Here is a 24,455-nt window from a genome sequence, read left to right as displayed (position 1 = left end):
GCTAGTCATTATCAATTCTTCATTTTCCAAAAAGGTTACAAAGGTAACAAGGTAAATGTACAATTATCAATTGAAAACTATTCTTCATCCTTCATTATAAATTTTCCATTTCTCAAAAAGGTGACATCAAAAATATACTTTCTGAGGTGGCATCATTTTCCTTTTCTCAAATTTCTCCAGCTACTCAAAGAACCTTTTTTAACAATAGGGTCTGCGACCCAAAGAACATTTTCTCTATAGATAAAAAAGGAACAAAAGGGTCTGTGAGCCTAGATAAAAAACTATTTACTTATCGGCATCAGCCTAAAAGTTCTCAGTTCGGATGCATTACCATACATAGTATGATGTCTTGATAAATTCCAAAATCCGTCTTTGGGCTTTCCTTCATTATTATCATAATCAATAACAGCCCAGCATAAACCGATCAGTTTATCGGCATACAATTTCGATTCAACAGAAAACTCTGCTCCTTCAGGAGAAGCATAGTCAAAAGGTGTAATATAAAATTCGAGAGTCAGTTTACCGCTTTCCCCTTCCTTAAAATTATACTTGTAACTATAATTCGAAAAAGGTTTTTCTTTCAGCCATTGCTGGGGTCCCCAGTACATACACCAGTCGCCTCGTTTAGGAGGCGTATAGATATGGTAATTTTGGGCTTGACGTCCGTGAAATAAATTCCATGCATCTTCTTTAGAAATATCTTTGAACGGATAAAACTTATCGATAAAGGGTCCTCCCGAACGGTCGCCGTCTACTACTACCTCAAATATATCTACCATCAGATCATCTCTGGAAAAAGACCAGTAATTATCATAGGCTTCGTAAAGAAAGTACAATCGGTTCTGCCCTTCGACCCAACCGACTTTTACGCTTATATCCAGATTTTCTTTATCCGGCTTATTATGCTTTCCCTCATCCTCCGTCATTTGATCGATACCCAAAACATACGATTGAGGCACAATATCCCAATCACGGGTATCGCCGTCAATAACAGGTACTTTATCGGCTGGGAAACAATATACTTTAAAGAACGAGGTATCGGTCTGTCCTGTTACAGAACAAATACTCATACACCATATAATGAAAAAACCGATACTCGTTCTCATAATATATTCTAGTTTTTATAGGAATTAGTAGTTGGACTGATAAAAATGTTCTTTTATTTTATACATTTTAAGTTAGGCTATTTCCTAACGCAGCCTCCCGGCTTTGTTTTTCATTTTGCCTTGATGCAAAACGAAACAAAAGATCAAGACTGCGTCTGCATCCCAACCCGCTCAGCCCTCGAATGCTAAGACAAATAAAAATGATTATCGCTGATATCCATTTGTCTTTTAACGCTTTCTTCGAGCAGCGGGTGCCCCGGTCTTCCGCCGATGTCGAGAGCCTGACGGACGAGGGGGCACAGACCCTTTTGTGGACTGGTGCAAGCCGTTGTCTGGCGTCAGCTTGGTCGCATACAGAGGTGAAGCCGTAATCTGACCAGTGAAACGGGCATTAAAACTAAATGTTGTTTGAGCCTGAAAGGCGAGTTTTATTTAGTTTCGCCCGTGAACGTAGTCAGATAGGCAGAGCTTCGAAGCGCCAAAGACTTTTTGGTTCCTTTTGGGGCTTTGGACAAAAGGAACACAAGCAATCTCTGATTGCGCGTAGTAAATAGCATAATCTTAAAGAACATTTTTCAGCTACTGATTCCCCTTTTTTACTGACACCTTAAATAATTCAGGCAGCATAAAATGGTTGTAGTCTGCTTTATCATTCTGTTTATAGACACAGAAGTATTCATTTACACCATTGGCTAAAGGCAAAGCCGCTGCCAATGCCGGAGCAGAAGTTTCTTTTCCCGATTCGAAAAAAGCTAACGGAGAATCCTGCATAAAGGCATCCGACAATCTTATTTCCGAAGTTATGGGAGCAATCATATTTATAACCTTCAATTTCATACTCTCGCCATAATACAATGTAAACGCAGTATGCTCAACACTGAAGATATTATCTTTGCAATAAACGGGCTTTAATGCCCCTGACTCTTTTTCGGACAATATCTGACCGTAAGCCCCTCCATATGACCAAAATAATTTTACTTCGGCAGGAAGACTTTGGCCCGACACCTGTAATACTATTCCGTCAGTATCGGCTAGCGACACAACTTTTAGATCAATCGAACCTTTGCCAAGAATAGCATCCGAAAGAGTATAGTTTACAGAACCGTTGCCGCCAGAAGAATTCTTTAAGGCAAATTCACTGAACCATTTGCTTTTCTTTCCGACTATAACCCCAAATTTCAGATTCCCTGCCATTTCGGGCAGATAAAAAGCAAATTCAGGATGATCGGCTGCAACAATAGATCGCTGCCCCGATTTTAATTTATGAGAGAATTTCACATTTTTCATAGCCAAATGTACCGGAAAAACAACATTTGAGGAGTTTTTGACCGAAGCCGGCTTTTGATCTCTCGCCTTAATATTTACATTCTCGAAAGTCCAGTCTTTTGCAAAAACAATATTACCGACATGCTCAACGTCAGCATCAATATCCGAGAAATGGAAATTACGCATCTGAGATTCCTTACTTCCCGAAACACTCATCATACTTCGTGAATTTGTCACTTTGAAATCTGACAAATAAACATCATTAAAATAAGGAGTTCCCGCTTTTGTATCCACTTTCTCCAGCATTTTTTTCCAATGTTCCGGAATCGGTTTTCCTTCATATTCTTTAGGCAAAGTCGAATAACTGTATGCCGGATTCCAGTTCATGGAAGCTTCAAAAACAGTACCGACATCATCCATTTCTATATTTTTTATATAAATATGCTCGGTTGTTCCTCCTCGGTTCATAGCCGATTTTAAACGTATTCCAACATTTGTTCCTTTTGCTTTGAGATTTTCGGCATACACATAGCGGATTCCTCCCGATGTTTCACTGCCGCAAGTCAGAAGTCCGCCTCCTGCCCGTGACACACAATCACGTATAACGACATATTCTGTCGGACGGTTTACTCTCAAACCATCGGCATCACGCCCCGATTTCAGGCAAAAATTATCATCATTGCAATCAATATCACAATTTTGAACCAATATCTGTGATGAAGAGTCAATATCCACTCCATCGGTGCTGGGACCATGGCCTCCTACATTATTCTGGATAATAACACCATCTACGGTACATTGTGTAGAATATAACAGTTGAATAGTCCAGAATCCCGCCTGCTGAAAAGTCACATCTTTAATCGTAACATCTGAGGAACGCGAAACCAGTAATGTCCGAGGACGTTTGCTATCATAATCTACAATCCAGCGTAATCCTCGTGCTTCATAATCTTTGCGCAAAGCCCAATAAGAATCCCAGAATACTTTGCCCTGAGCATGTACTACTCCATCGCCGCTTATCAATACATTTTTCTGATCGAGAACATTGATTAAAGCCGACGGCCAGCGCATTTCTATTCCGGCAACCCTGGTATCCATATCCGGATAATCGTCCAGATTCTGACTTCCTAATAAAGTCACCCCCTTAGGAATGTTAAAGTTTACTCCCTCTTTTACGTAAATTGAACCTGTCAGATAACGCCCCGGAGAGAATGTCACAACACCTCCGCCCTTGGACGCACAATCATCTATTGCCTTTTGTATCGCTTTTGTGTTAATTGTTACACCGTCGGGATTAGCACCGTAATCCGATACATTGAAAACTGCTGTGCCTTGAGGAACGGTACGCGCTCCGACTGTTTTTGTCCATGCTAAATCGGGTATCCGGGCTGTTGCCGTGACCGACAACAGCACCCAGCATAATAGCATCGGTAATATTCTGATTCTATTTTTCATGCTTATTTTACCGATTGTTTCTTCAATTTCATTACTTCGATTCCGGTTTCGATAATCAGACCCAAACCATGCTTTTCATTTTCTCCGACCGGACGATTGTAATAAAAAGGAAGATCATCAGTTATACCTGTACCGACACAGACATTCTTGAAATGTCCGTCTTCGGTAATCTGGGTATTTTTCAAGGCATCCCATCCCGCCAATGCAATACGGGCATAATCTGGATCCAGCCATTTGTTATTTATCCCTTTGGCTATCCCCCAGACATACATGGCGGTAGCTGAAGATTCGTCATACGATTCGGGTTTATCCAATAATTGATTCCACATACCATTGGCATTCTGATAACGCGAAACACCTACAATCTGCTTATCTAACAAAGCGATCAACTCGGCACGTTTCGGATGATCCTGAGGCAGTACATCCAGCAGCATCACCAACGATACTGTAATCCAGCCATTGGCACGTCCCCAGAAAGCAACTCCGTTTCTTTTCAGATCAGTGTAATAACAATGATAGAACAATTGCTTTTCGGGACACCACAGATAGTTTGAGATATTGATAATCTGCGTTGCTGCATCATCGTAATACTTACGTTCTCCGGTAAGTTTTCCCATCTGCGAAAGAAACGACACGCTCATGTAAACGTCATCTGCCCAAACTGTCATATTCCGAGGAAATGTACGAGCCAGAGTTCCATCTGTAAGGCGGTGCTGTCCGTACAAAATATGCTGAGCCGCAGTATCTATGTATGCTTTATATTCTTTCTTTGCATCCAACTGATATACATTGATAACGGCTGCACCCATCGCTCCGCAGTCGTCCAGTTCTTTGGTATTCCACAACTGTCCGAAAGGCCAGTGCCAGTGTTTGCGGTCTCCTCTGAATGTTTTTTTGAAGTACTCGTAATTGGCAAAACCAAAAGCCACATGATTTTTCGCATAATCAATATATTTAGGTTCATTCAGATACTTGCCTAAATTAATCATACTCATATCCAGTACCCCGTTAGAATAATGCCATTCACTGAGGGGGCTTTTAAACGTTACATCTTCACCCTTCGGTATTTCTTTTGTACTGTTATAAGTAGCTTTCGTTTTTACTCCTACAAACTGGGTTACAGGTTGCTTTAAAATATTATCGGCTACTGCCCTGATACATTCTTCATCAGTGCGTTGAGCAAAAACAGAGCCGGCCATAAGAGTGAATACTCCCATCAGTAGAATTGCTGATCGTTTCATGCGTTTTATTTTTATCTTAAGGTCATTAGACCGTTTTTATTATTTTGCGATTATTTTTTGTCTTGCGCTCTGGCTCTTCAGGAACCGTCAGCACCTCAATTTCCATCGGGTTTTACCATCGAATACAATGGCGAACGTGGTATGCGAACCGAATCGAACGCATCAGGATGTGCAGGATCGAATCCTTTAAAATCCTTCACGATGTATTTCTTTATCGGAATATTATTGTCAATTATCCCCTGAATAATACATTTAGCCAGTTCATATCCTCCATAAGGATTAAAATGGGTGTTATCCGCCAAATCTTTGTCCTGACCCGGGAATGTACCTGCCGGAAAATGAACGAATGCTTTCTTTGAACCTTCATCTCCCCATGCTTCGTATAAGGTTTTACTCATCGCATTAAGGTCTATTAATGCTACATTTTCTTGCTTAGCCAATTTTCGTACGGCATCCGGATAATCACCATGACTATTCGTTATTTTACCTTCGCTATCGAAGGTGCGGCGGTTCATTGACGTGATAAGCACAGGTATTCCTCCTTTTGCACGAGCTTCGTCAATCAGGTATTTCAGATCACGGGTATAGCTGACGTAAGGGCCTTTTCCTTCTCCTTTTTGTTTCTGATCGTTATGACCGAACTGAATAAAGAGATAATCTCCGGCTTTCATTTCCGATAATAGTTTTGCAAAACGTTTAGACGAAACAAAACTATTTGCGGCTTCTCCCGATTCGGCATAATTAGCGACAGCAATATCCGACGACAGAAAACGCGGAAGCAGCTGCCCCCACCCGCTCCAAGGTTCGTTGGCTTCGTCTACAACCGTAGAATCTCCGGCGAGAAAAAGGGTTACCAGATTATCAACTTTTTCTATTTTAATTTGTGTTACAGAAGGATTGTCTCCGTTAAATTCAAGTGTAAGTTTGTTATCCCATATCAATTTTCCGACTTCTCTCGGTTTGATGCGTACCGAGTCGGTTTCTCCGATCTTTGTATTGCGTACATTTACAGTAAAAGTGTATGTTTTATATTTTCCTTTGGCTGTGGTTATATTTTCGAGCATTAATCTGCGCGATTCGGATTTAACCGTAGTACAGCTTTCGGCATCTTTATCCCCTAAAGTTACAGTGACCCTGTAATTACCTTCGGGAACATCCACCGAAAAGAAAAAAGGTTCGCCATCTTTCTGTCCGGTTCCCAGATCGTATCCAAATCCTGAGTTTAATCCATATATCGTTGAACTATTTACAGGTTCTTTTTGACCCAATTCCCCACCTGTAAAGTCAAATACACGCACATATTTTCCGGAAGCTACCGCACCCGATATACATGTAATAATCAAAAGTACTATTAATTGTATTCTTTTCATCTTGTAAGATCTTAAAGACAAAACAAACTCAAGCCATGTATGCCACAGCCCTTCTAAGGTCTCATACCTATATTGTTTTGGTAAGTAAAACAACCCAAGTCTCTTATTAACTAAAAGGATATTGTTCAATATACATATCCCTGTATTATTTCGTCAAAGGCTCTCAGTCCATATGGAAGACTTCTGTCAAAGGGATCGTTATCGGCGAATTATCCTCATTCGTATCCATTATATCAGCCATATAAGCCCACCATTTCTGGACGATGGGATTATCGCCTAAATCCTGTGAAGAACTGCCTCCATCAACTATCTGATAAGCAAATAATACGTTAGTCTCTTTATCCCAAAAGATAGAATAATCAGAAACTCCGGTCTCTTTCAGTAAAGCTCTCAACTCAGGCCAAATCGCATTATGGCGTTTTTCATATTCGGATTCGAAACCCGGTTTCAAATACATTTTGAATGCTTGTCTTTTCATGCTATTCACTTCATTTATGATTCAACAAAAATAGATTTATAGGTTTTTCTTATCAATGCAATTTCGTACAAAAGCCTAGAAATATTCTTCATACTATGGCCGGAGATTTATGAGTACAGGCTTATCCCTGTCACATACGATCTTACCATCTATATATTCCAATTCAGCCACTTGTATAGAACTTCTGCGCGTCTCATAAGAATCTACAGCCTCGGGGAAACGTCCCGGATGTGTAAAATAAAAGATATATGCTTTTCCTTTGTTGACAACCACATCGGCATGCAGACCTTTGGTCGCATCGTCTGCTCCTTTACCCGGATTCTTGAGTATATTTTCGGGTTGACGTACCCAGTTTTTGAGATCGGCAGAGGTGTAAACACCCAAACCATCCCAATTGTCGACAATCATAAAATAACGGTCTTTCCAGTAAAATACTTTTGGTCCTTCACCCGATTTATCCCCCACAACTTTTCCTGCATCTTCCCAGTTTTTAAGATCTTTGCTCTTTACTGCATATATCGATTTACGGTCTTTTTCGTTATTATAATACATATACCACCAGCCGTCTTTCGCTTTGAATATGCCTGCGTCTATAACCTTATCCGAAGCTAGTTTCATCTCTTTTACAGGCTGCCAGTTTATCAGATCATCGCTTTCGAGCTGAACGATAGAACGGGGATGTTTCCAATCGGTGAAAGTACCGGGTACAACCGTCAGAAACATATGATACCTGCCTTCATATTCGACAATATCAGGAGCCCAGAATGTATAATCGGATTCACCGTAGTTGATCACAGCATCACATTTATACTGCCATGTTGCTCCGCCATCTGTCGATTTGGCGATGCCGATAGGTGTACCATGTACCCAATCAACACCTACTGCATTTTCGAGATTAGCACGGCGGTTGGTATAAAACATAAACCAGCACTTCTCTTTTTTATTCCAAATTATGACGGGATCGGCGGCTCCATCATATTTTGTATCTCTGAATAATGGTTTATCTGCAATTTTTGCTCCTTTCTTCGCAACCACATCAGGAATGCAGAAAAGAGTCAAGCATATTATCAGGATCACAGACTCATTTATTATTTTATTCATCGTATATTAATTTAAAGACAGACCTTATTTTTTCAGATATTGATTCAATGAAAAACCTGATATATTTTTCAAACCTTCAATAACAGATTCTCCGTTTATTAACGCTCCTTCTTCAGTCGTATGGACACTGTCTTTAAACAACAGACGACCTTGAGTTTCTCCGAGTTTATCTAATTTATCGGCTGAGATATCGTTCAGGTCGATAAATTCTACACCCTCTTGCTGTGCAACCTCTTTAGCCCATTGGGTATAAGATGCTGTCATCCGGTTTGCTTTCCCGTCTGTCCATCGGTTACCTGGAGTAGGAGATAAAACTATAGGGATTGCACCTACCGCTTTAGCCTGACGGATATACAATCGTAGATAGTGCCCGTAAGTAAATACTTCTTCGGGGCCTCCGTTACGTTCCATTATTACAGTTTCGGATTCATCGCCGGTCCCTTTCAGCGAAGCTCTGGCACGGCCAGTATTAAGAGGTCCTCCATCATTATGCCCGAACTGGATAAACAAGTAATCTCCCTTTTTCAATCCGGGTAATACTTTATCCCATAATCCTTCGGTAAAAAAGGAACGGCTGCTTCGTCCTCCCAATGCGTGATTTTCAACACTGATACGTGAGGTATCGAAGAAACGGTCGAAGAAACTTCCCCATCCCCATTGACCACCATCACCTTTTCCTCGTCCGTTTTTTACGGTTGAATCTCCTATAAGAAACACAACAGGGGCTTTTTCATTTTTACGGGTACTTCCCGCTACAATATCTTCGGGGCGGCTTGAATCTTCTATACTGAAGATAGGTGCTGCCGTACGTTCTGGTGATGTATAGTACTGAACAGCACTATCATTCATTCTGGGGTATAATCTGTTCTGTAATTTTATCATTTCTGCACCTGCCAATAATACAGGGCCATAGCCATGCGCGGCATATACATTTACCGGACGATAGTAATAAAACGCCGGATCGAATGCCATGCCCGTACCCACGCAAGTACCTTCTACTTGCCCCTGAGCATTGATAGTCGATGATACCGCATTCCAACCGAGTTGAGCCACCGGACCATAAGCCAATGGATCTATCCACCCCTTATTAATAGCATGAGCAATACAGTATACATAGATAGCTGTGGCTGATGTTTCGAGATATGAGTCATTACGGTCTAATAGCTGATGCCAGAATCCTTCACCCGACTGATAAGAAGCAATTCCTTTGATGTGCGCCCGCAACTGAGCCAACACTTTAGGTCTGTCTGGATGACTTTCGGGAAGGACATCCAGAACTTCCGTCATCGTCAGTACCGCCCATCCATTAGCACGCCCCCAGAAAAAAGCAGGATGATCATCCATCGATTCTACCCAGCCATGCATATACAAACCTTTTTCTTTCACAAACATACGGTCGGAGAATTGTTTGATCTGCTTAACTGCTTCATTGTAATACTTATCCTCTCCTGTCAATTTTCCCATTTGGGCAATGGCAGGTACACTCATATACATATCATCGAGCCACAGGGTATTCATCTGAGGACGTTTACGGGCAAATGTTCCATCGTATAATCGATATTCTTTGTACATGATATAGTTCATGTAATTATCGATAATACTCCGAAGATCAAAATCGAGTTTTTCCGATTGCTGAAGTTTTATCATTGCCGCACACATTGCTCCGGCATCATCAAGGGCATGAGGTGTTAGCAACTGCTTCATCTGAGGATCTATAACCCCATAATCATTCATAATCCGCTTAAATTGAGGAGCTGCTTCCGCCAAGAATTTAAAGCGGTCTTTCACATAGTTATAATAACTGCTGTCGGATGTTGCAGCCGCCACTTCAAGCATGCCCGAATAGGTTACTCCCCATTCGTAACTGGCAAGGCGGAATGCACCTCTGTCGAGTTGTGAATCTTTATCTATTTTCGAAAAATCTTTAATTTCCTGATGGTTATCCTTATTAACAACTTTTGCAGGAGTTACTTCATCCAGATATTTAAGAACCCTGTCTAATGATTTTTTTATATCAGCTGTCGACACTTCCCCGTATGGCCGCTTATAATCCGGAGCCAATAGATGAAGCGGTGTATTAAAATCATTTACTTTATCATGCTGATTCTTCTGAGCGAATGCGTTAATACCATTCGCTATCAGGAGAGATACCAGTAAAACTTGTTTATAAGACTTTTTCATGGTCTGATCTTTCTTCTATATATTATTGTTACTTATTTATTCAGATAAGGAGGAATGTTTACAATCATCAAATCGAGTTTTTGTCCATCGGTCACATATCCTGATTGAATCAGTATACGTTTATTGTCCGGACTGAAAGACGGATGTGTATGGTCGGGTTTCATTTTATGATCGGCTGTCAGCAGGGTACGTTCTCCGGTGTGACAATTAATGAGATAAACCTCTCCTTCGAAATTATCAGAAGCAGCCCATTTACCATCCGATGTTCCTCCACAATGCCAGAATCCCGAACCATAGTCCAGTTGACCCAGTACCTGTATCTTGTTTGTACGTACATTGATACTGAATAATCCCGTGGCTTTTGTTCTCAAACGATCCAGATGCCCCATAACATTGAAGTAAACATGGTCTTTATCGACCCATGTTTCATGAGTCACCCAATCATCAGGAGTTTCTACATACAAGGGTCTGTTGCCTGATCCGTCGGCTTGTACTATCCACATCCGTTGCGGAGCATCTCCACCTGTTTCCTGACAATAGAGTATCTCTCCGGCAACAAAGGGGTTAGCCTGCAAATGCCCCATGGTAAAAGGCACATCTATAACTGACGAAATCTTTCCTGTTTGTAAATCGATCATCCGTATCCCTGATGGTACTTGTTTTATTCTGTAACTATCGTCGTGTTGTATCGTTGGTTTCGCATCGAGCCTGCGCACTCCTACGTATGCTTTAGTTTCATCAGCATCGAGGGTAAAGCCTCCCGACTCGGCCAAATCATCCGGTAATTTAGCAATAAATCTCTCATATGCAGTCCTTTCTTTTACCGAATTTCGGTAACTGTCATTAATGAGTGAATCGAGGTTTAATTCGATCAATGATTTTATATTATTTTCCGTTCTGAAATAATAGAGCTTGTTTGATAAACGGGCTACATTCAGACTCCCGGTTCCCGTACCGTCACCATCGGTCAGTTGTATTATATCGCCTGTACTTTCAGATACGGCAAATGCCTGAGAATGCTTATCCGAAGACCGATCCGAAGACCTGAATATGATAAATCGGCCGTCTGATGTCCATTGAGGATGGGTCTGATACAATTTGGCATCACTCGTTTTTGCACTAGTCAGCACTGTTATCGGATTGCCTGTAATGCGGTCTATCATCACATACTTCTCAGAAGGGAAAAGCCGACCTATATCCGATGCCGAAGCATAAGATAGTCCGCTTAAAGCACATATCAATATTATTCTTAACAATTTCATTTTCACTTAGCTTTTAAGGTGACATATACATAGTCGGAGAACTCATATCCACGAAAAGTTACTTTGAGCGAGACTAGGGTTCGATTCCCTTCGGGGATATCTTTTGTGGTTAATGTACGTTCCCGTTCCGTGCCTCCGACTGACCAACTGTAGCTGTCGTAATCCATACCGGCATCTAAAGTCAAATGATCTTCTTTGATTACGATTTCCTTATTTTTAAACATTTTACCCAAATCCGACCCGAAATAAAATCCCGGTTGTGTCGGCTGGTTATATGCTACATTCTGAATGGCTATACTTATTCTGTACACAGGATCTTCCAAAAATGTATGGAAACGATAATCTGTAGGTTCTGTCGATACATATAATCTCAGGTTTTTATTATCTGCTGTACGGTAAAGAACCTCTTCTCTCCAATCGCCTAAAATATCGGCTTGTAATGCTGGGTTCGATTTCGTTCCATTATTCCAAGCACAACCATCGGCTGTAAAAATCACATTGCTTTTTCCTTGGGCTGGATCATACTTGGATATAGATATCTTATCGAGTAATTCACGCGATAAATCTCCGTCCCACCAGCATGCCATATTGATAGATACCCCTGCTGTAGATGGGTTGATAACGTTTCCTTGCACATTATATATACCCTTAGAATCTATTGACCACATTTCTACTCCCGGATGATTGGGATCTATATCTGCCGCCATGCAGCGTCCGACATCTGTTGGTGATGGTATCTGAAATAAAACTTCTCCTGTCGCAGCATCTCTGAAAGTAGAGCCATCCCGTTTATTTTCGTGGCAATCCCAAACCTGCAAACCTTTCCTGCTTGGATCAAAAACAGTCATATGTAAAGCATCACCATGTCCCAGACCTGTACTGTAAAGACCTTTTCCATCGTGATCAATAGCACACGATCCGTATATAATTTCGTCACAGCCGTCACCGTCCACATCTCCCACTCGCAGATTATGATTACCCTGTCCTGCATACTTTTCATTGCCCGGTGTATTCGAATCAAATACCCAGCGATTAGTTAGTTTGCCGTCCCTCCAATCAAAAGCAGCCAATACCGTACGGGTATAATAGCCTCGGCACATCACCACACTGGGGTATACTCCATCGAGATAAGCAATGCAAGCCAGAAAACGGTCAACACGGTTTCCTTTGCAATCACCCCATTTGCAGACATCTCCTCGCTGGGGTATATAGTCTATCGTTTGCATGGACTCGCCGGTCAATCCATTGAAAACGGTAAGGTATTCATGCCCTTCGATAATATATCCTCTCTCGTTTCGATAGTCGGCATCCTTATTTCCTATAATATTGCCTTTGGCATCAGTAGTGCCGTCAGCTGTTTTCATTACGATCTCGGCTTTATTATCTCCATCCAGATCGTAAACCATAAATTGTGTATAGTGTGCTCCTGCACGAATATTCCGACCTAAGTCTATCCGCCAGAGCTTCGTTCCGTCTAGTTTATAACAATCGAAATACACATTACCTGTATATCCGTTGTGTGAGTTATCATGGGCATTAGAAGGATCCCACTTCAATATGATCTCGTATTCTCCATCTCCGTCAACATCTCCAATACTGGCATCATTGGGCGAATACGTATAAGTTTGTCCGTCGGGTGTAGTTCCGCCTGGAGGAATATCCAACGGAATGTTTATGTAGCCTTGCGGCGCATCTGCCGGTAATACATAGCAAGCAGACAAAGAGTTTTGTTCAACGCCCTCTATCACGGGAGTTACAGTATAAATTAAAGCATTATTTTCGGATGTTTTATCCTCTATAAAAGTTGAATTATTCAAAGGCAAAGTATTTATCTTTTCTCCGTTTCGATATACATTGAATGTAGTATTAATCGGGTCGGATGATAAATAACGCCAAGTAACAATATTGGTTTGTGGATTCTTTTTAATAGCAACAATACCTCTACCTAGTTTTTCCTTCTGAAGTTTGGTATAATCATAATTCGTTTGTGCCTCCGACTTCGGGAATATGACAAAATTGATCAATACAAAATAAAAATAGAATAGAAATTTTCTTGTTTTCATAGGTTAAAAGGTATTAAGGTATTAGACCTATTTGTTAACTTTTCATGCATAACAGCAAGAACCAGTTTTACTTTAAATACATCATTAAATACTTTCTATGACTTAAATTGTAAAAACTAAGCCCTACTAATCAGTTCGGGCTTAGTTCTATATAATAATATCAGAGAATTACCATCCCGGATTTTGTACAGCTTGCTTTTCATCAGCAGTTAATGCCTGTCCATTTTTCTCTAGTGCATCTAAGAATGTCTGAGGTATCGGGCGCAAATAATGTTTAGCAGCATTAAATGTTCCTCCTCCATTAACAGATCCGTCATTGAATGTTTTCCAACGTTTCTCTAAAGTTTTGGTTCTGGAAAGATCTTCCCATCTCAAAAGTTCACCCATAAGTTCTCTTGATCTTTCATTCAATATGAAACATAAGAACTTCTCAGCTTCAGTAGAACATCCCAATTCTGTGTAGAAATCGTTTTTCGAATTAAGAATATCCGATACGCTTGTCAACTTCATTGAAGATTTGGTACTTGCAGTTGTTGAGCCTTCCAGCATATTATTTGATTCGAAATATGTATTTGTTTCCGAATACACAGCATACCCTGTTCCGGCACCTCCATCTCCTGTTTTGGTAATATAGCTGTTCTTTTTATAAGCCTGTCCGCCATCTACATTCTTTGAACGAACTTCTCCGTCAGCATAACCTGCACGTTCACGTAATGCATTGATATATGGTAATGCTTCACTATATTTTCCCTGACGGCCAAGAGCTTCTGCAACCATTAAATAGTCTTCTGCAGAACGAGCTAAAATACCATCCCTCTGTCCAAATTGAGACGCGATTGAAATACGAGAGCCATCTCTGAATTTGCTTAAGGCTACGTAACGTGATTTTGTCACGTAAGTACCATTATTACCATGAGCTCCTGTGTATGTTTTTGATTCGCCTTTGAAATAACGGACAAACATATGAGAATTTCTCTTTTGTATATCAACGTCATTATAGCGGTCATCTCCTGCATTATTTACAATATAACGGATGGCTTCTTCACCTCCTGTAAATTTACGCTTGAAATAAATTCTTCCGGTTTTGGAATCTACATAGTCAATCAACGATGTGGAAGGTATCCATACAGGTTTTTTATCGACCCAAATAGTATCCCATCGAGGAGCTCCATCGGGCTTATTACATCTATAGCTTGTTATAAAGCTTTTCCAGAATCGAGAATCATTTACTCTGTCATAAACATCCATCGCATAATCAGTTGTACGTAGACGGCTGAACTCTCGTCCTCCGGAGATATCTCTTGCCAATCCTGCCATATTTTGATATACAGATGGATAATATAGATGCAACTGATTACCATAACGACCCTGAGTAGTAGTATTATCTGAGAATTGGGCAGCCAACACAACTTCAGAAACAGATTCGTTTGCGCTGTTAGGTGCTGTAAAATCCCATAGGCTTGCAAAATCAGGACACAAAGGATGTGCTGCAATAACTTCTTTACTAAAGATTATTACCGAATCCAAATCTGTAGTTTTTGATTTAGAATTCCATCCGTCATTTATTTCACTGGCTCTAAACAAATATGCTTTTGCCAGAAAATGAGCAGCAGCCCATTTTGTTGCACGCCCGGTCTGATCGGGTTTTTCGGGCAGCAAATTATATGCAGCTCTCAGATCTGAAATTACCTGAGCTAAAGTTTCCTCAGCCGAACTCCTGGCAAATTCGGTCACAGGTTTATACAAGGGGACTAATTGCAAAGGAACACCGCCATATTGACGAACCAATTTAAAGTAATTAAATCCTCTGATAAAGTATCCTTCACCCAAACGTGTATTATAGGTTTTACTTGTCTTATCATAATACTGGGGAACATTCTGAATCACGGTATTAGCTGATGCTATACCCGAATACATATTATCCCATACTTCTGCAACACCATGCCCATTGGTCGAATTCAAGACCGAGGTGTAGTCATTCCATGCCGCTTCGGTTGCATCATTACCCACAGCCATTTCATCTGTCCCGAACTGGGTTGTTGTGATTGCCCATACATAGTTATAATGGAATTTCAGGGTCTGATACATTCCTGTAACCAACTTATCCAATCCTGCTGTTGTATTATATGAATCTTGATTTTCCTGAGTAATCAGATTCTCATCCAAAAAATCACTGCAAGAAGTAATACCCACAGCCGAAAATGCTGTCAATATACCTAAAGCTATACTTTTATATTTTTTCATAATAGTTTTTTCTTTTAAGAGCTTGTTTAAATCCTAGTTCTGAAACCTTAAAAACCTACATTAAGACCAAATACCAGGCTTCTGTTATATGTAGAACCACCTAAGTCCGGATCAATCCAATCGCATTTTGAGTAAACCAATCCAGGATTCATACATTGAACATACACTTTTAGATTCTTAACCTCCAACTTCTTCAATAGATCCGGATTTACATTATATCCTAAAGAAACATTTCTCAGTTTAATGAACGATCCATCCTGATAGTTCATCGTGCTCTTATAGGTATCTCCCGATTCGCCTTTAGTTCCCGGTGCATAGTATCTTGCGTCTTCATTTGTTCCTTCAACCCAGTAATCAAGTTTACGCATAGCGAATCTGCCCGAAAGAGTTTCAGCTCCGGTTTCTACAGTAAAGCCCCAACGAGAATACAGGAAGAAAGAAAATTCCCAGTTCTTATAAGTAAATGTATTCATCAAACCGGCAGACCAGTCGGGACGTTTGGAGCCTACTATTTTTCTATCATAGTTGGCATTAATATCTCCACTGTTATCCAAATCTTTCACTCTTATTTCGCCTGGTTTAGCTCCGTATTTTGCTGCTTCTTCAGCTTCTGAAGTTTTCCAAATACCATCATATACATAGTCATAATAGACACCTAAAGGCTCTCCTACAAACCACTTATTATTCAAATCTTGTTGTTTTCCATTAGCAAGCTTTGTAATTTTATTTCTATCTGCAGAAAAGGTTAAACTTGTGTTCCACGTAAAGTCTTTAGTATCGATATTCATACTGTTTAAAGTCAGATCAACTCCATGATTTTCTGTCTCTCCTATATTAGCCCATGTTGTAGGATACCCTGTTACCAACGGTAAAGCCATCAGCATCAGCAGATCTTTTGTTGTAGATTTATAAACATCAATAGTACCGCTTAACCGGTTATTAAATATAGAGAAATCCAAACCTAAGTTATACTGTGTAGTTTTCTCCCATCCCAGATTAGAGTTAACCATCGGTATAGGATCTTTGGCTGAAGGATCAGATGATACCAGACCTTGTTCTAAATTTGGTCCCCATGTATAATATAATGATGATAATGCGCCTTTGGTAGCATAGGCATCTATAGCAGAGTTCCCGGTTGTACCGACTCCAAAACGAAGTTTCAACTGGCTTACCCATTTAATATCCTGCATGAATTTTTCTTGTTCGATACGCCAGCCAAGTGCAGCAGAAGGAAAGAATGACCATTTATGTCCATCAGCCAACTGAGATGCTCCATCCCAACGTCCAGATGCTGTCAACAGATACTTATCGGATAAACTATAGTTTACCCTTGCCATATAAGACATCAACTGGGTTTCGGTCAATTCTGTAGAAAATGACGTTAAGTTTCCGGCAGACCCTAAATTATACCACAGTTCGCTACTTGTTGCCAAACCTGTTGCTTTCATTTTTGATCCCTCATTATGAGACTTTGAAGAACTCTGTAGCAAGGTTACTCCTAAAGCGTGTTTCTTATTGAATGTTTTATTATAATAAAGCAGGTTATCAAGAGTCCATGATCTTTTTTCGTCGGTGTTATATTCTCCTAAATTATTTCCATCACCATTGATTGATGCTTTATCTTCAAAAATACCATTGCGGTATTTATAGAAGTCAGGTCCAAAATTCATTCGATATTTCAGATCTTTTGTAAAACTGATCTCAGCATAAAAACTTCCGGTTACACGTAAAGTCTTACGCTGATTACGGCTCAAATCCGACTCTCTGATAGGGTTAATTATATTAACGTCTCCTCCAGGTGTGCGGATATAATCGCCATTTTCGTCATAAGGTACAGCCCATGGTAACATTCCTTGCAGTGCACCATATAAACTAGCTGCACCGGTTGCACTTTTTCTGAACTTGTAACCATATTCTTGACTACCCCACATAGTGTTTATCGATGATCCCAGCTTTAACCATTTAGTTGGATTAATATCTACACTAACTTTAGCTGTATATCTTTCATATCCTTGTCCGGGTTGAGTCCCGTTCTGATTAAGATATCCAAATGACATGTAAGCTTGTAACTTCTCGGTACCTCCACTTGCACTTATTGTATGCTCTTGTGTTAAAGCTGTACGCAACCCGTATTTAGTCCAGTCGGTTGTCGGCACACGGCTGCCATCCCATACTCCATCAACCCAGCCTTTTTCGAAATTAGCCCATGAAGCCTGATCACCACCATAAACTTTTTTATCTAATTCATAATTTGGAGTAGCTGATGTATATGTACCTTGTCTGTATTTTGCCAAACGGCTATAATCAATCCACTCTCCGGCATTCATCATATCCATTCTGTCATACATTTTTTCGACAGATAAAGTTCCTGAATAGTTCAAAGAAAAAGATCCTGATTTTCCTCTTTTAGTTGTAACAAGAACAACTCCATTTGCACCTCTTGAACCGTAAATTGCAGTAGCCGAAGCATCTTTCAAAACCTCTATAGATTCTATATCAGAAGGATTAAGATTCTCAATACCAACCCCCTGCATGGGAATCCCATCAACAACATACAAAGGTCCGTTGCTTGCATTAAGTGAACGTTCTCCACGTATACGGATAGCACCAAGCTCTCCGGGACGCTCATTAGAGGTTATATCAACCCCTGCCGCCTTACCCTGCATAGCCTGCAAAGGATTAGTTACAGGCATTTTCTTAAGCTGTTCCGAGCTAAGATTAATCATGGCTCCAGTCACATCGCTTTTCTTTTGAATACCATAACCGACTACCACAAACTCATCCAAAACCTGGGAGTCTTCTTTCAGTATGATTTTCAAATCTGTTTGTCCAGCTACAGAAACTGATTGTTCTATATATCCGACATAAGATATAGTTAACACGTCATTATTCTTTGTATTGATGGTGAATTTCCCATCCAAATCGGTAATAGTTCCGGTGGTTGTTCCTTTGACCGAAACACTCGCTCCAATAATTGATTCGCCCCTTTCGTCCAAAACCGTACCCTTGACGGTTTTCGTCTGAGCAAATACCACGATCGACAGACACAAAAACAGAACTGTCAATAAACTTTTTGCTTCAAAAAGCTTTCTTTTTCGAGAATTCTTCATTTAGGTATTAAAATTTAAAAATGTGATTATCTTGATTTAGTATTGATTTTATTTAATTAAGGCATCTGATTTCAAGTAACAGTAAGTATTTAATGTCGTATTTTAAGCTATAACTACCAATTGTTGTTTTACATCGGGTAGACAATAAATAGGTATGAGATCTTAAATATTTGTTAACATCACAAAGTTACACCCGAGCTATTTACAGGGAATGTATTTTCGTCCATTCTGATGGAAAATCTATTATAGACCGCCTGTGATATTGTCCTTTAATAATCTGAACCAATATATATTCACTCAAAATATGAACTGCTTTCCCGAAAAACATTTCACCGGCAGCATCTTTTTAATCCAGAAAAGACCTCATATCTGATTTACGGATATGAGGTCTTTCTATATTATAATTCTCTTCAGAGGCTTTCAATAATCAGCATTCTGATTATATAACCCGGGGAATCCAATCATTTCCGTTTGAGGAATCGGATATAAATAACGTCCAGGCTTAATATAAGACTCAGAAGTTCCAACGGGATTATTATATCGCGAGAGCTTGTCTTTTATGTTTTTCTCCCACTCTCCATAGCGTATCATATCAAACCAGCGGATTCCTTCTCCAGCAAATTCTATTCGCCGTTCTTGTTTTACGGCCTTCATCGCATCCGTAGCAGTTGCGGCAGTTACAGCATCACAACCGGCTCTTTGTCGTATTTTGTTCACATAAGACATAGCTCCCGAAATATCTCCATGTTTATTTAACAATACCTCTGCATACATCAGCATAATATCTTCGATACGAATAACGGGATAATTTACAGCCCAGTCATTATAATCTTTCATTTCGCTTTCGAAATTTCCTGTATAGCCAAGACTTTGTCTTTTACGCAAAGAATTAAGGTACTTATAAAAGAAGCTTTTTGTATATACTTCCACTTCTCCGACTCCGGGAACCTCCAGTGTTTCTTTTGTATTAGAATAAGCCGGAAAATTAGGTTCTGCATCGAAACCGTCTAAAACAGTTGCTCCATCACCTCTTATATCTCTTGCTCCATTACTATATACTTTGTCAAACTCATACTTCAACGATTTTTCTACAAATATACTGTTTCCATAAATACGGATAGAAGTATAGGAGGGTGGTAACGCGGGTGAAAAATTAAATATTGCTGAATTGCCGGTTCCGCCGCTGCGATACTGAATAGCAAATATCGAATACTTGTTATTATACTCTGTCAACCATTGCTTTTGCCATTCTTCTGCTGTCGGAGCCCAGTATTTACCATTACCATCTGCATAATCCAGCACTTCCTTCAATTTAGTTTCGGCCAAAGCTTCGGCAGAAACATCTTTCAGAGGAAAGCCTGCCATGGTCATATACACTCTTGCCAACATGGCTTTGGCGGCAATCTGATCGGCTCTTCCCTGACTTGTTGCTGTTGCATAGCTCGATGTTATCATTTTTTCGGCAACCGGTAATTTCGATTCTGCCAATTTCAGATCAGGGATAATGATTTTTTCATATAACTCGGCTGCCGTTGATTGCTTTACTGTTTTAGTTTCGACCGGAGACATGGTACGGTCTATCAAAGGAACATTTCCAAACAACCGGGCTAATTCGAAATATGCCCATCCTCTCAAAAAATGCACCTCACCCTCGAGTTGATCTTTTAGCTTTACAGGATTCGTTTCATCTTTCGGAAATGTAATATTAGGCAGACTCTCAATCACCAGATTCGAGGCATTCACCACTTTATATAGGTCAGCCCATGTCCCATTAAATGTAGACAGAGTAAAATCAGCTCTAAAAGTTCCTATTTCCGAATACTCCCTAAGTCCGTTAGGTACAGGATCGACCCATGTATTATCCGAACGGCATTCCGACATATGCAAATAAATGTTATTAGCCCAGTTCCTCAAGTTGGAATATGCTCCGATTACAGCCTGTTCAGCTTGTTTAGGCGAAGAATAGCTTCCTCCGGGCATTTGGTCTCTGGGGTCTTCATCCAAATTGCAACCTGACAAAAACAAACAGATACCCGACAATAAAAATATCTTTATATATAATTTTGATAGTTTCATAACTTCTTCTTTTTTAAAAAGTAAGATTTAAACCGATTGTAAATGTACGAGCCAAAGGATAACTGCTGTAATCAAGTCCCAAGGCAGCAGAGCCTCCGGGAGCCGAACTCGAGCCCGAATTAGAAGCTTCGGGTGAATATCCTCCGTCATAAGAAGTAAATGTTGCCAGATTCTCGGCAGAGAAATATACCCTGGCATTGGATATAATACTTTTATTTATAGGAACATTATATCCCAGTGTAATATTCTTAATAGATAAATAGTCTGAGGAATATAACCAACGCGAGTCAATTGTTGCTCCGGTGGTTGTACTTAGCGGATAAGGTGTTTTCCCGTCTCCCGGATTTTCTTCCGACCACCAGGCATTTTTCCAGTGGGCAAAGGCATTGGTGCTGGGTCCTTGCCCCGGACGATCTATCGCTCGCCCGATCAGCCCCAATATTTTACCTCCGGTCTGGGCAGTCAGTAATATCGATAAATCGAAATCTTTATAACTGAATGTATTGGTCATACCATACGTACACTTTGGAGTCGGGCTTCCCAGATAAGTTTTATCATCCGTCGTGAAATCACCGCTGCCATCTACATCACGATACCTTATATCACCGGGCTTGATCTGCTTTCCACTAAAAGTAACGGCTTTTCCTCCATGAGCAGCGCTAAAATCGTCAATTTCTTTCTGACTCATCCATACTCCAACGGCCTCATACATATAGAATGTATTGATCGGGCGACCGACTTCCAATACGTTCGAGAAGTTACTTTTATCGAATCCGGAATAAATAGGAGTATCATCTATACCTAATAACTTCACTTCGTTCTGATTGTAAGAGAAATTAAAAGTGGTAGACCATTTAAACAATCCTTTATTTATATTATGAGTAGTCAATTCAAACTCGAATCCGTTATTTTTTATATTACCCAGATTATCCCAATAAGTACCGTAACCTGATGCCAAAGGTATAGGTACTTCATATAACAGGTCTTTCGTGTTTTTTGTATACCAGTCAACCGACATTTGGATACGGTTATTAAACATCGACAAGTCAAAAGCCAAATCCGTACTATTGGCTTTTTCCCATCCTAAATTAGAGTTTCCGAGAGAACTAGGACTATATCCGTTAGCCCCTGCATACATTACCGAAGACAACAAGGTATAAGCGTTGGTTCCATTAATCTGCTTATTTCCGGTTGCTCCATAACTGACACGCAACTTAAACTGATCGATCACATTAGAGATATTGAGACCTTTGAAGAAACTTTCCTCCGATACTTTCCATGCCGCAGATAGTGCGGGAAAAGTACCCCAGCGATTTTGGCTGCCGAATACGGAACCTCCATCTCGGCGCACACTTGCCGACAGCAGATAACGCCCCATATAGTCGTATTGCACACGTCCGAAATACGAAACCAATCGGTCGGGAGTCAGTTCTGTTACTTTGTCTGTACCAATAGGGAGATTGTTTCCATCGAAAGACCCATCAATCGCATCATTCGGGAAAGGCTTGTTAAAACTTTGGTTCGTTTCAAAACCCCATTGATTTTGCTCTGTCGACATACCTGCCATCAATGTAAGGTTGTGCTTTTCGTTAAATGACTTATTATAATTAGCAACTAATTGTAGCAGTGTATTATCAAACTTACGGCGGGTATTATGCCCTCCTGATGAATTTACCCCCTCTCCCAGATTCCAGTTACCTGTTACATCCGAATAAGAATAGGTCTGTCCATCCAGGTCGGTATAAGTTGTAGAGGCAGTACCTTCGACCTGCAACCCTTCCAGCGGATTTACACGAATGTATCCTATCGCCGATACACGAGCATCATAATCACGGCGTTTATTTCTTTTCATAACCGCAGTCGGGCTCGAAGAAGACCCTGCCCAAGGATAACGGTCGTTAGGTTCTATATTAGTATTATAACCAACATCCGATGGGCTGACAGGCGATGACGCCAATACTCGGTGAGCCTCACTGTCTTTTCCGTTGGCTCGTCCCGCTCCATCCTTTATCGAATAAGATGGAGCCAGTTTCATCCCTACACTCAGCCATTTGTTTATCTTCGAATCAATGTTAGCTCTTAATGTAAATCTTTTATATCCTGTACCCGTTGCAATACCATCCTGATCAAAATAACCCAGCGAAAACAAGTAAGTCGTATTATCATTTCCTCCCGACAAGTTGATATTATAATCCATAACCGGAGCTGTACGGTAAAAATTGTCCTGCCAGTCTAACATTGCCAGTCTTTCGTCAGTAGCTCCGAATGTATGGCTTGCAACCATCTCGGGACTCAGATAATGCTGCCAGCGATCATCCAGAATAACCGAATAATTGGGATTTTTCGCTCCTATATTTTTCAGTCGGGTCGCATTATCATCTTTAATAGAAGCATTTGTGACTTTATTATTTTTTGCCAGATTCAGATAATTTGCATCATTATATCTTGTATAAAAATCAATCCACTCCTCGCCGGATAGTAAATCCAGTTTATTTTGGAGCATCTGAATACCATAAGAAGCCGAGAATGAAACCTTTGTTTTGCCCGATTTTCCTTTTTTTGTTGTTACCATAATTACACCGTTCGATCCTCTCGATCCATAGATGGCAGCAGACGCAGCATCTTTCAGCACTTCCATGGACTGAATATCCGAAGGATTCAATCCGACAAGTGTACTACTCGGAACTCCATCGATCACATATAAAGGGTCTGAGCTTGCACTAACAGACGCAGCTCCACGCACCCTTATCTGCATATCCTGCCCAGGCTCTCCGGTTATAGTTCTTACGGTAATACCCGGCATCGACCCTTGCAACGCCGATTCGACACGGGCCAATGGTCTCTCCCCAATACTTTCGGCATTCATTTTGGATACAGCACCGGTAAGATCGCTTTTCTTCACCACGCCATATCCTATGACCACAAATTCGTCTAATACATGGGAGTCCTCTTTCATTACAATCCTGATCTCATTTTTTCCGGCTATAGATACAGATTGCTCTGCATATCCGACATAAGACACAGTCAGTACATCATTATTATTAACACTAATGGAAAATTTTCCATCTAGATCTGTCATGGTTCCGGTGGTTGTTCCTTTCACCGAAACTGTAGCTCCTATAATGGATTCACCCTTCTCGTCTACCACCGTACCGGTAATAGTTTTCGTCTGGGCAAATACCATAATCGACATGCACAAGAATAATGCAGCCAATAAACTTCTTGCTTCAAAAAGCTTTCTTCGTGAATTCTTCATGTAGATATTAAATTTAAAAGTGTGATTAAAGTGTTTGTCTGTAAGATTATATATCCCTTTAAATGAAATGTGCTGAGGAGAGTTGAGGAGGGTATATCAAACACCGGATAACTGATTTTTGATACACTCCCGTTACAAATTATTAAATATTACGAGATCGCCCTTTGTTATAAATAATAGTCAGTATTTAAAGTAATAACTGTGTATTTCTGATCAAGTAAATAAGTATAAAAATTTAAAGAATAT

Annotated in this window: 13 protein-coding genes and 1 pseudogene; all 14 read right to left on the bottom strand. The window is 40.3% G+C overall.

The features are described from left to right. Positions 1-281: 281 nt before the first annotated feature. The 14 genes and pseudogenes from K322_RS0117545 to K322_RS0117485 all read right to left on the bottom strand — a co-directional run bounded on the left by K322_RS0117545 (position 282) and on the right by K322_RS0117485 (position 24,209). Complete coding sequence (locus K322_RS0117545) at positions 282-1,106, bottom strand: hypothetical protein (RefSeq protein ID WP_026628049.1); 825 nt, start codon at positions 1,104-1,106, stop codon at positions 282-284. 579 nt (positions 1,107-1,685) lie between these two features. After that, on the bottom strand, positions 1,686-3,827 hold the full coding sequence (locus K322_RS19970; RefSeq protein ID WP_084158615.1) for a DUF4450 domain-containing protein: 2,142 nt from the start codon (positions 3,825-3,827) through the stop codon (positions 1,686-1,688). Between the two features lie 2 nt (positions 3,828-3,829). Further along, a complete protein-coding gene (locus K322_RS0117535; protein ID WP_026628048.1) occupies positions 3,830-5,068 on the bottom strand; it encodes a glycoside hydrolase family 88/105 protein in 1,239 nt (412 codons plus the stop codon). A 95-nt stretch (positions 5,069-5,163) separates the two neighbouring features. Next, positions 5,164-6,438, bottom strand: a complete 1,275-nt coding sequence (locus K322_RS0117530; RefSeq protein WP_026628047.1) for a rhamnogalacturonan acetylesterase — start codon at positions 6,436-6,438, stop codon at positions 5,164-5,166. Between the two features lie 163 nt (positions 6,439-6,601). Beyond that, positions 6,602-6,916, bottom strand: coding sequence for an L-rhamnose mutarotase (rhaM, locus tag K322_RS0117525; RefSeq protein ID WP_026628046.1), 315 nt, complete (start codon positions 6,914-6,916; stop codon positions 6,602-6,604). 93 nt (positions 6,917-7,009) lie between these two features. Then, on the bottom strand, positions 7,010-8,017 hold the full coding sequence (locus K322_RS0117520; protein ID WP_026628045.1) for a family 43 glycosylhydrolase: 1,008 nt from the start codon (positions 8,015-8,017) through the stop codon (positions 7,010-7,012). Positions 8,018-8,041: 24 nt separating this feature from the next. Continuing rightward, the gene (locus tag K322_RS21270; protein WP_260204196.1) at positions 8,042-8,734 is read right to left on the bottom strand and encodes a rhamnogalacturonan acetylesterase; all 693 of its coding nucleotides are present in this window, start codon (positions 8,732-8,734) and stop codon (positions 8,042-8,044) included. Between the two features lie 60 nt (positions 8,735-8,794). Next, positions 8,795-10,198, bottom strand: a pseudogene (locus K322_RS19965) (glycoside hydrolase family 88/105 protein); the annotation flags it as partial. Between the two features lie 32 nt (positions 10,199-10,230). After that, entirely contained in the window at positions 10,231-11,460 is a 1,230-nt protein-coding gene (locus K322_RS0117510) for an oligogalacturonate lyase family protein (protein ID WP_035332531.1), read from the bottom strand. A gap of 2 nt (positions 11,461-11,462) precedes the next feature. After that, positions 11,463-13,523, bottom strand: coding sequence for a rhamnogalacturonan lyase (locus K322_RS19960; protein WP_169714156.1), 2,061 nt, complete (start codon positions 13,521-13,523; stop codon positions 11,463-11,465). A gap of 168 nt (positions 13,524-13,691) precedes the next feature. Further along, on the bottom strand, positions 13,692-15,767 hold the full coding sequence (locus K322_RS0117500) for a RagB/SusD family nutrient uptake outer membrane protein (protein ID WP_026628043.1): 2,076 nt from the start codon (positions 15,765-15,767) through the stop codon (positions 13,692-13,694). 47 nt (positions 15,768-15,814) lie between these two features. Beyond that, positions 15,815-18,877, bottom strand: coding sequence for a SusC/RagA family TonB-linked outer membrane protein (locus tag K322_RS0117495; protein ID WP_026628042.1), 3,063 nt, complete (start codon positions 18,875-18,877; stop codon positions 15,815-15,817). A 420-nt stretch (positions 18,878-19,297) separates the two neighbouring features. Continuing rightward, positions 19,298-20,953 (bottom strand): RagB/SusD family nutrient uptake outer membrane protein, encoded by a 1,656-nt coding sequence (locus K322_RS0117490; protein ID WP_026628041.1) that lies wholly within the window; start codon positions 20,951-20,953, stop codon positions 19,298-19,300. A 13-nt stretch (positions 20,954-20,966) separates the two neighbouring features. Beyond that, positions 20,967-24,209, bottom strand: a complete 3,243-nt coding sequence (locus K322_RS0117485) for a SusC/RagA family TonB-linked outer membrane protein (protein ID WP_026628040.1) — start codon at positions 24,207-24,209, stop codon at positions 20,967-20,969. Positions 24,210-24,455: the final 246 nt, after the last annotated feature.

Origin of the sequence: Indolivaga capnocytophagoides DSM 22835 (genome assembly GCF_000426485.1) — a bacterium.
Classification (GTDB): domain Bacteria; phylum Bacteroidota; class Bacteroidia; order Bacteroidales; family Dysgonomonadaceae; genus Dysgonomonas_A; species Dysgonomonas_A capnocytophagoides.
The sequence above is the reverse complement of the archived record's forward strand: the minus strand, read 5'-3'. Positions and strand labels throughout refer to the sequence as shown.

What these genes read in the sequence shown, in the direction of transcription:
- K322_RS0117530 (WP_026628047.1), bottom strand. Translation starts at nt 6,438, where the DNA reads ATGAAAAGAATACAATTAATAGTACTTTTGATTATTACATGTATATCG.
- K322_RS0117535 (WP_026628048.1), bottom strand. Translation starts at nt 5,068, where the DNA reads ATGAAACGATCAGCAATTCTACTGATGGGAGTATTCACTCTTATGGCC.
- K322_RS0117545 (WP_026628049.1), bottom strand. Translation starts at nt 1,106, where the DNA reads ATGAGAACGAGTATCGGTTTTTTCATTATATGGTGTATGAGTATTTGT.
- K322_RS0117500 (WP_026628043.1), bottom strand. Translation starts at nt 15,767, where the DNA reads ATGAAAAAATATAAAAGTATAGCTTTAGGTATATTGACAGCATTTTCG.
- K322_RS0117485 (WP_026628040.1), bottom strand. Translation starts at nt 24,209, where the DNA reads ATGAAGAATTCACGAAGAAAGCTTTTTGAAGCAAGAAGTTTATTGGCT.
- K322_RS19970 (WP_084158615.1), bottom strand. Translation starts at nt 3,827, where the DNA reads ATGAAAAATAGAATCAGAATATTACCGATGCTATTATGCTGGGTGCTG.
- rhaM (WP_026628046.1), bottom strand. Translation starts at nt 6,916, where the DNA reads ATGAAAAGACAAGCATTCAAAATGTATTTGAAACCGGGTTTCGAATCC.
- K322_RS0117510 (WP_035332531.1), bottom strand. Translation starts at nt 11,460, where the DNA reads ATGAAATTGTTAAGAATAATATTGATATGTGCTTTAAGCGGACTATCT.
- K322_RS0117520 (WP_026628045.1), bottom strand. Translation starts at nt 8,017, where the DNA reads ATGAATAAAATAATAAATGAGTCTGTGATCCTGATAATATGCTTGACT.
- K322_RS0117495 (WP_026628042.1), bottom strand. Translation starts at nt 18,877, where the DNA reads ATGAAGAATTCTCGAAAAAGAAAGCTTTTTGAAGCAAAAAGTTTATTG.
- K322_RS0117490 (WP_026628041.1), bottom strand. Translation starts at nt 20,953, where the DNA reads ATGAAACTATCAAAATTATATATAAAGATATTTTTATTGTCGGGTATC.
- K322_RS19960 (WP_169714156.1), bottom strand. Translation starts at nt 13,523, where the DNA reads ATGAAAACAAGAAAATTTCTATTCTATTTTTATTTTGTATTGATCAAT.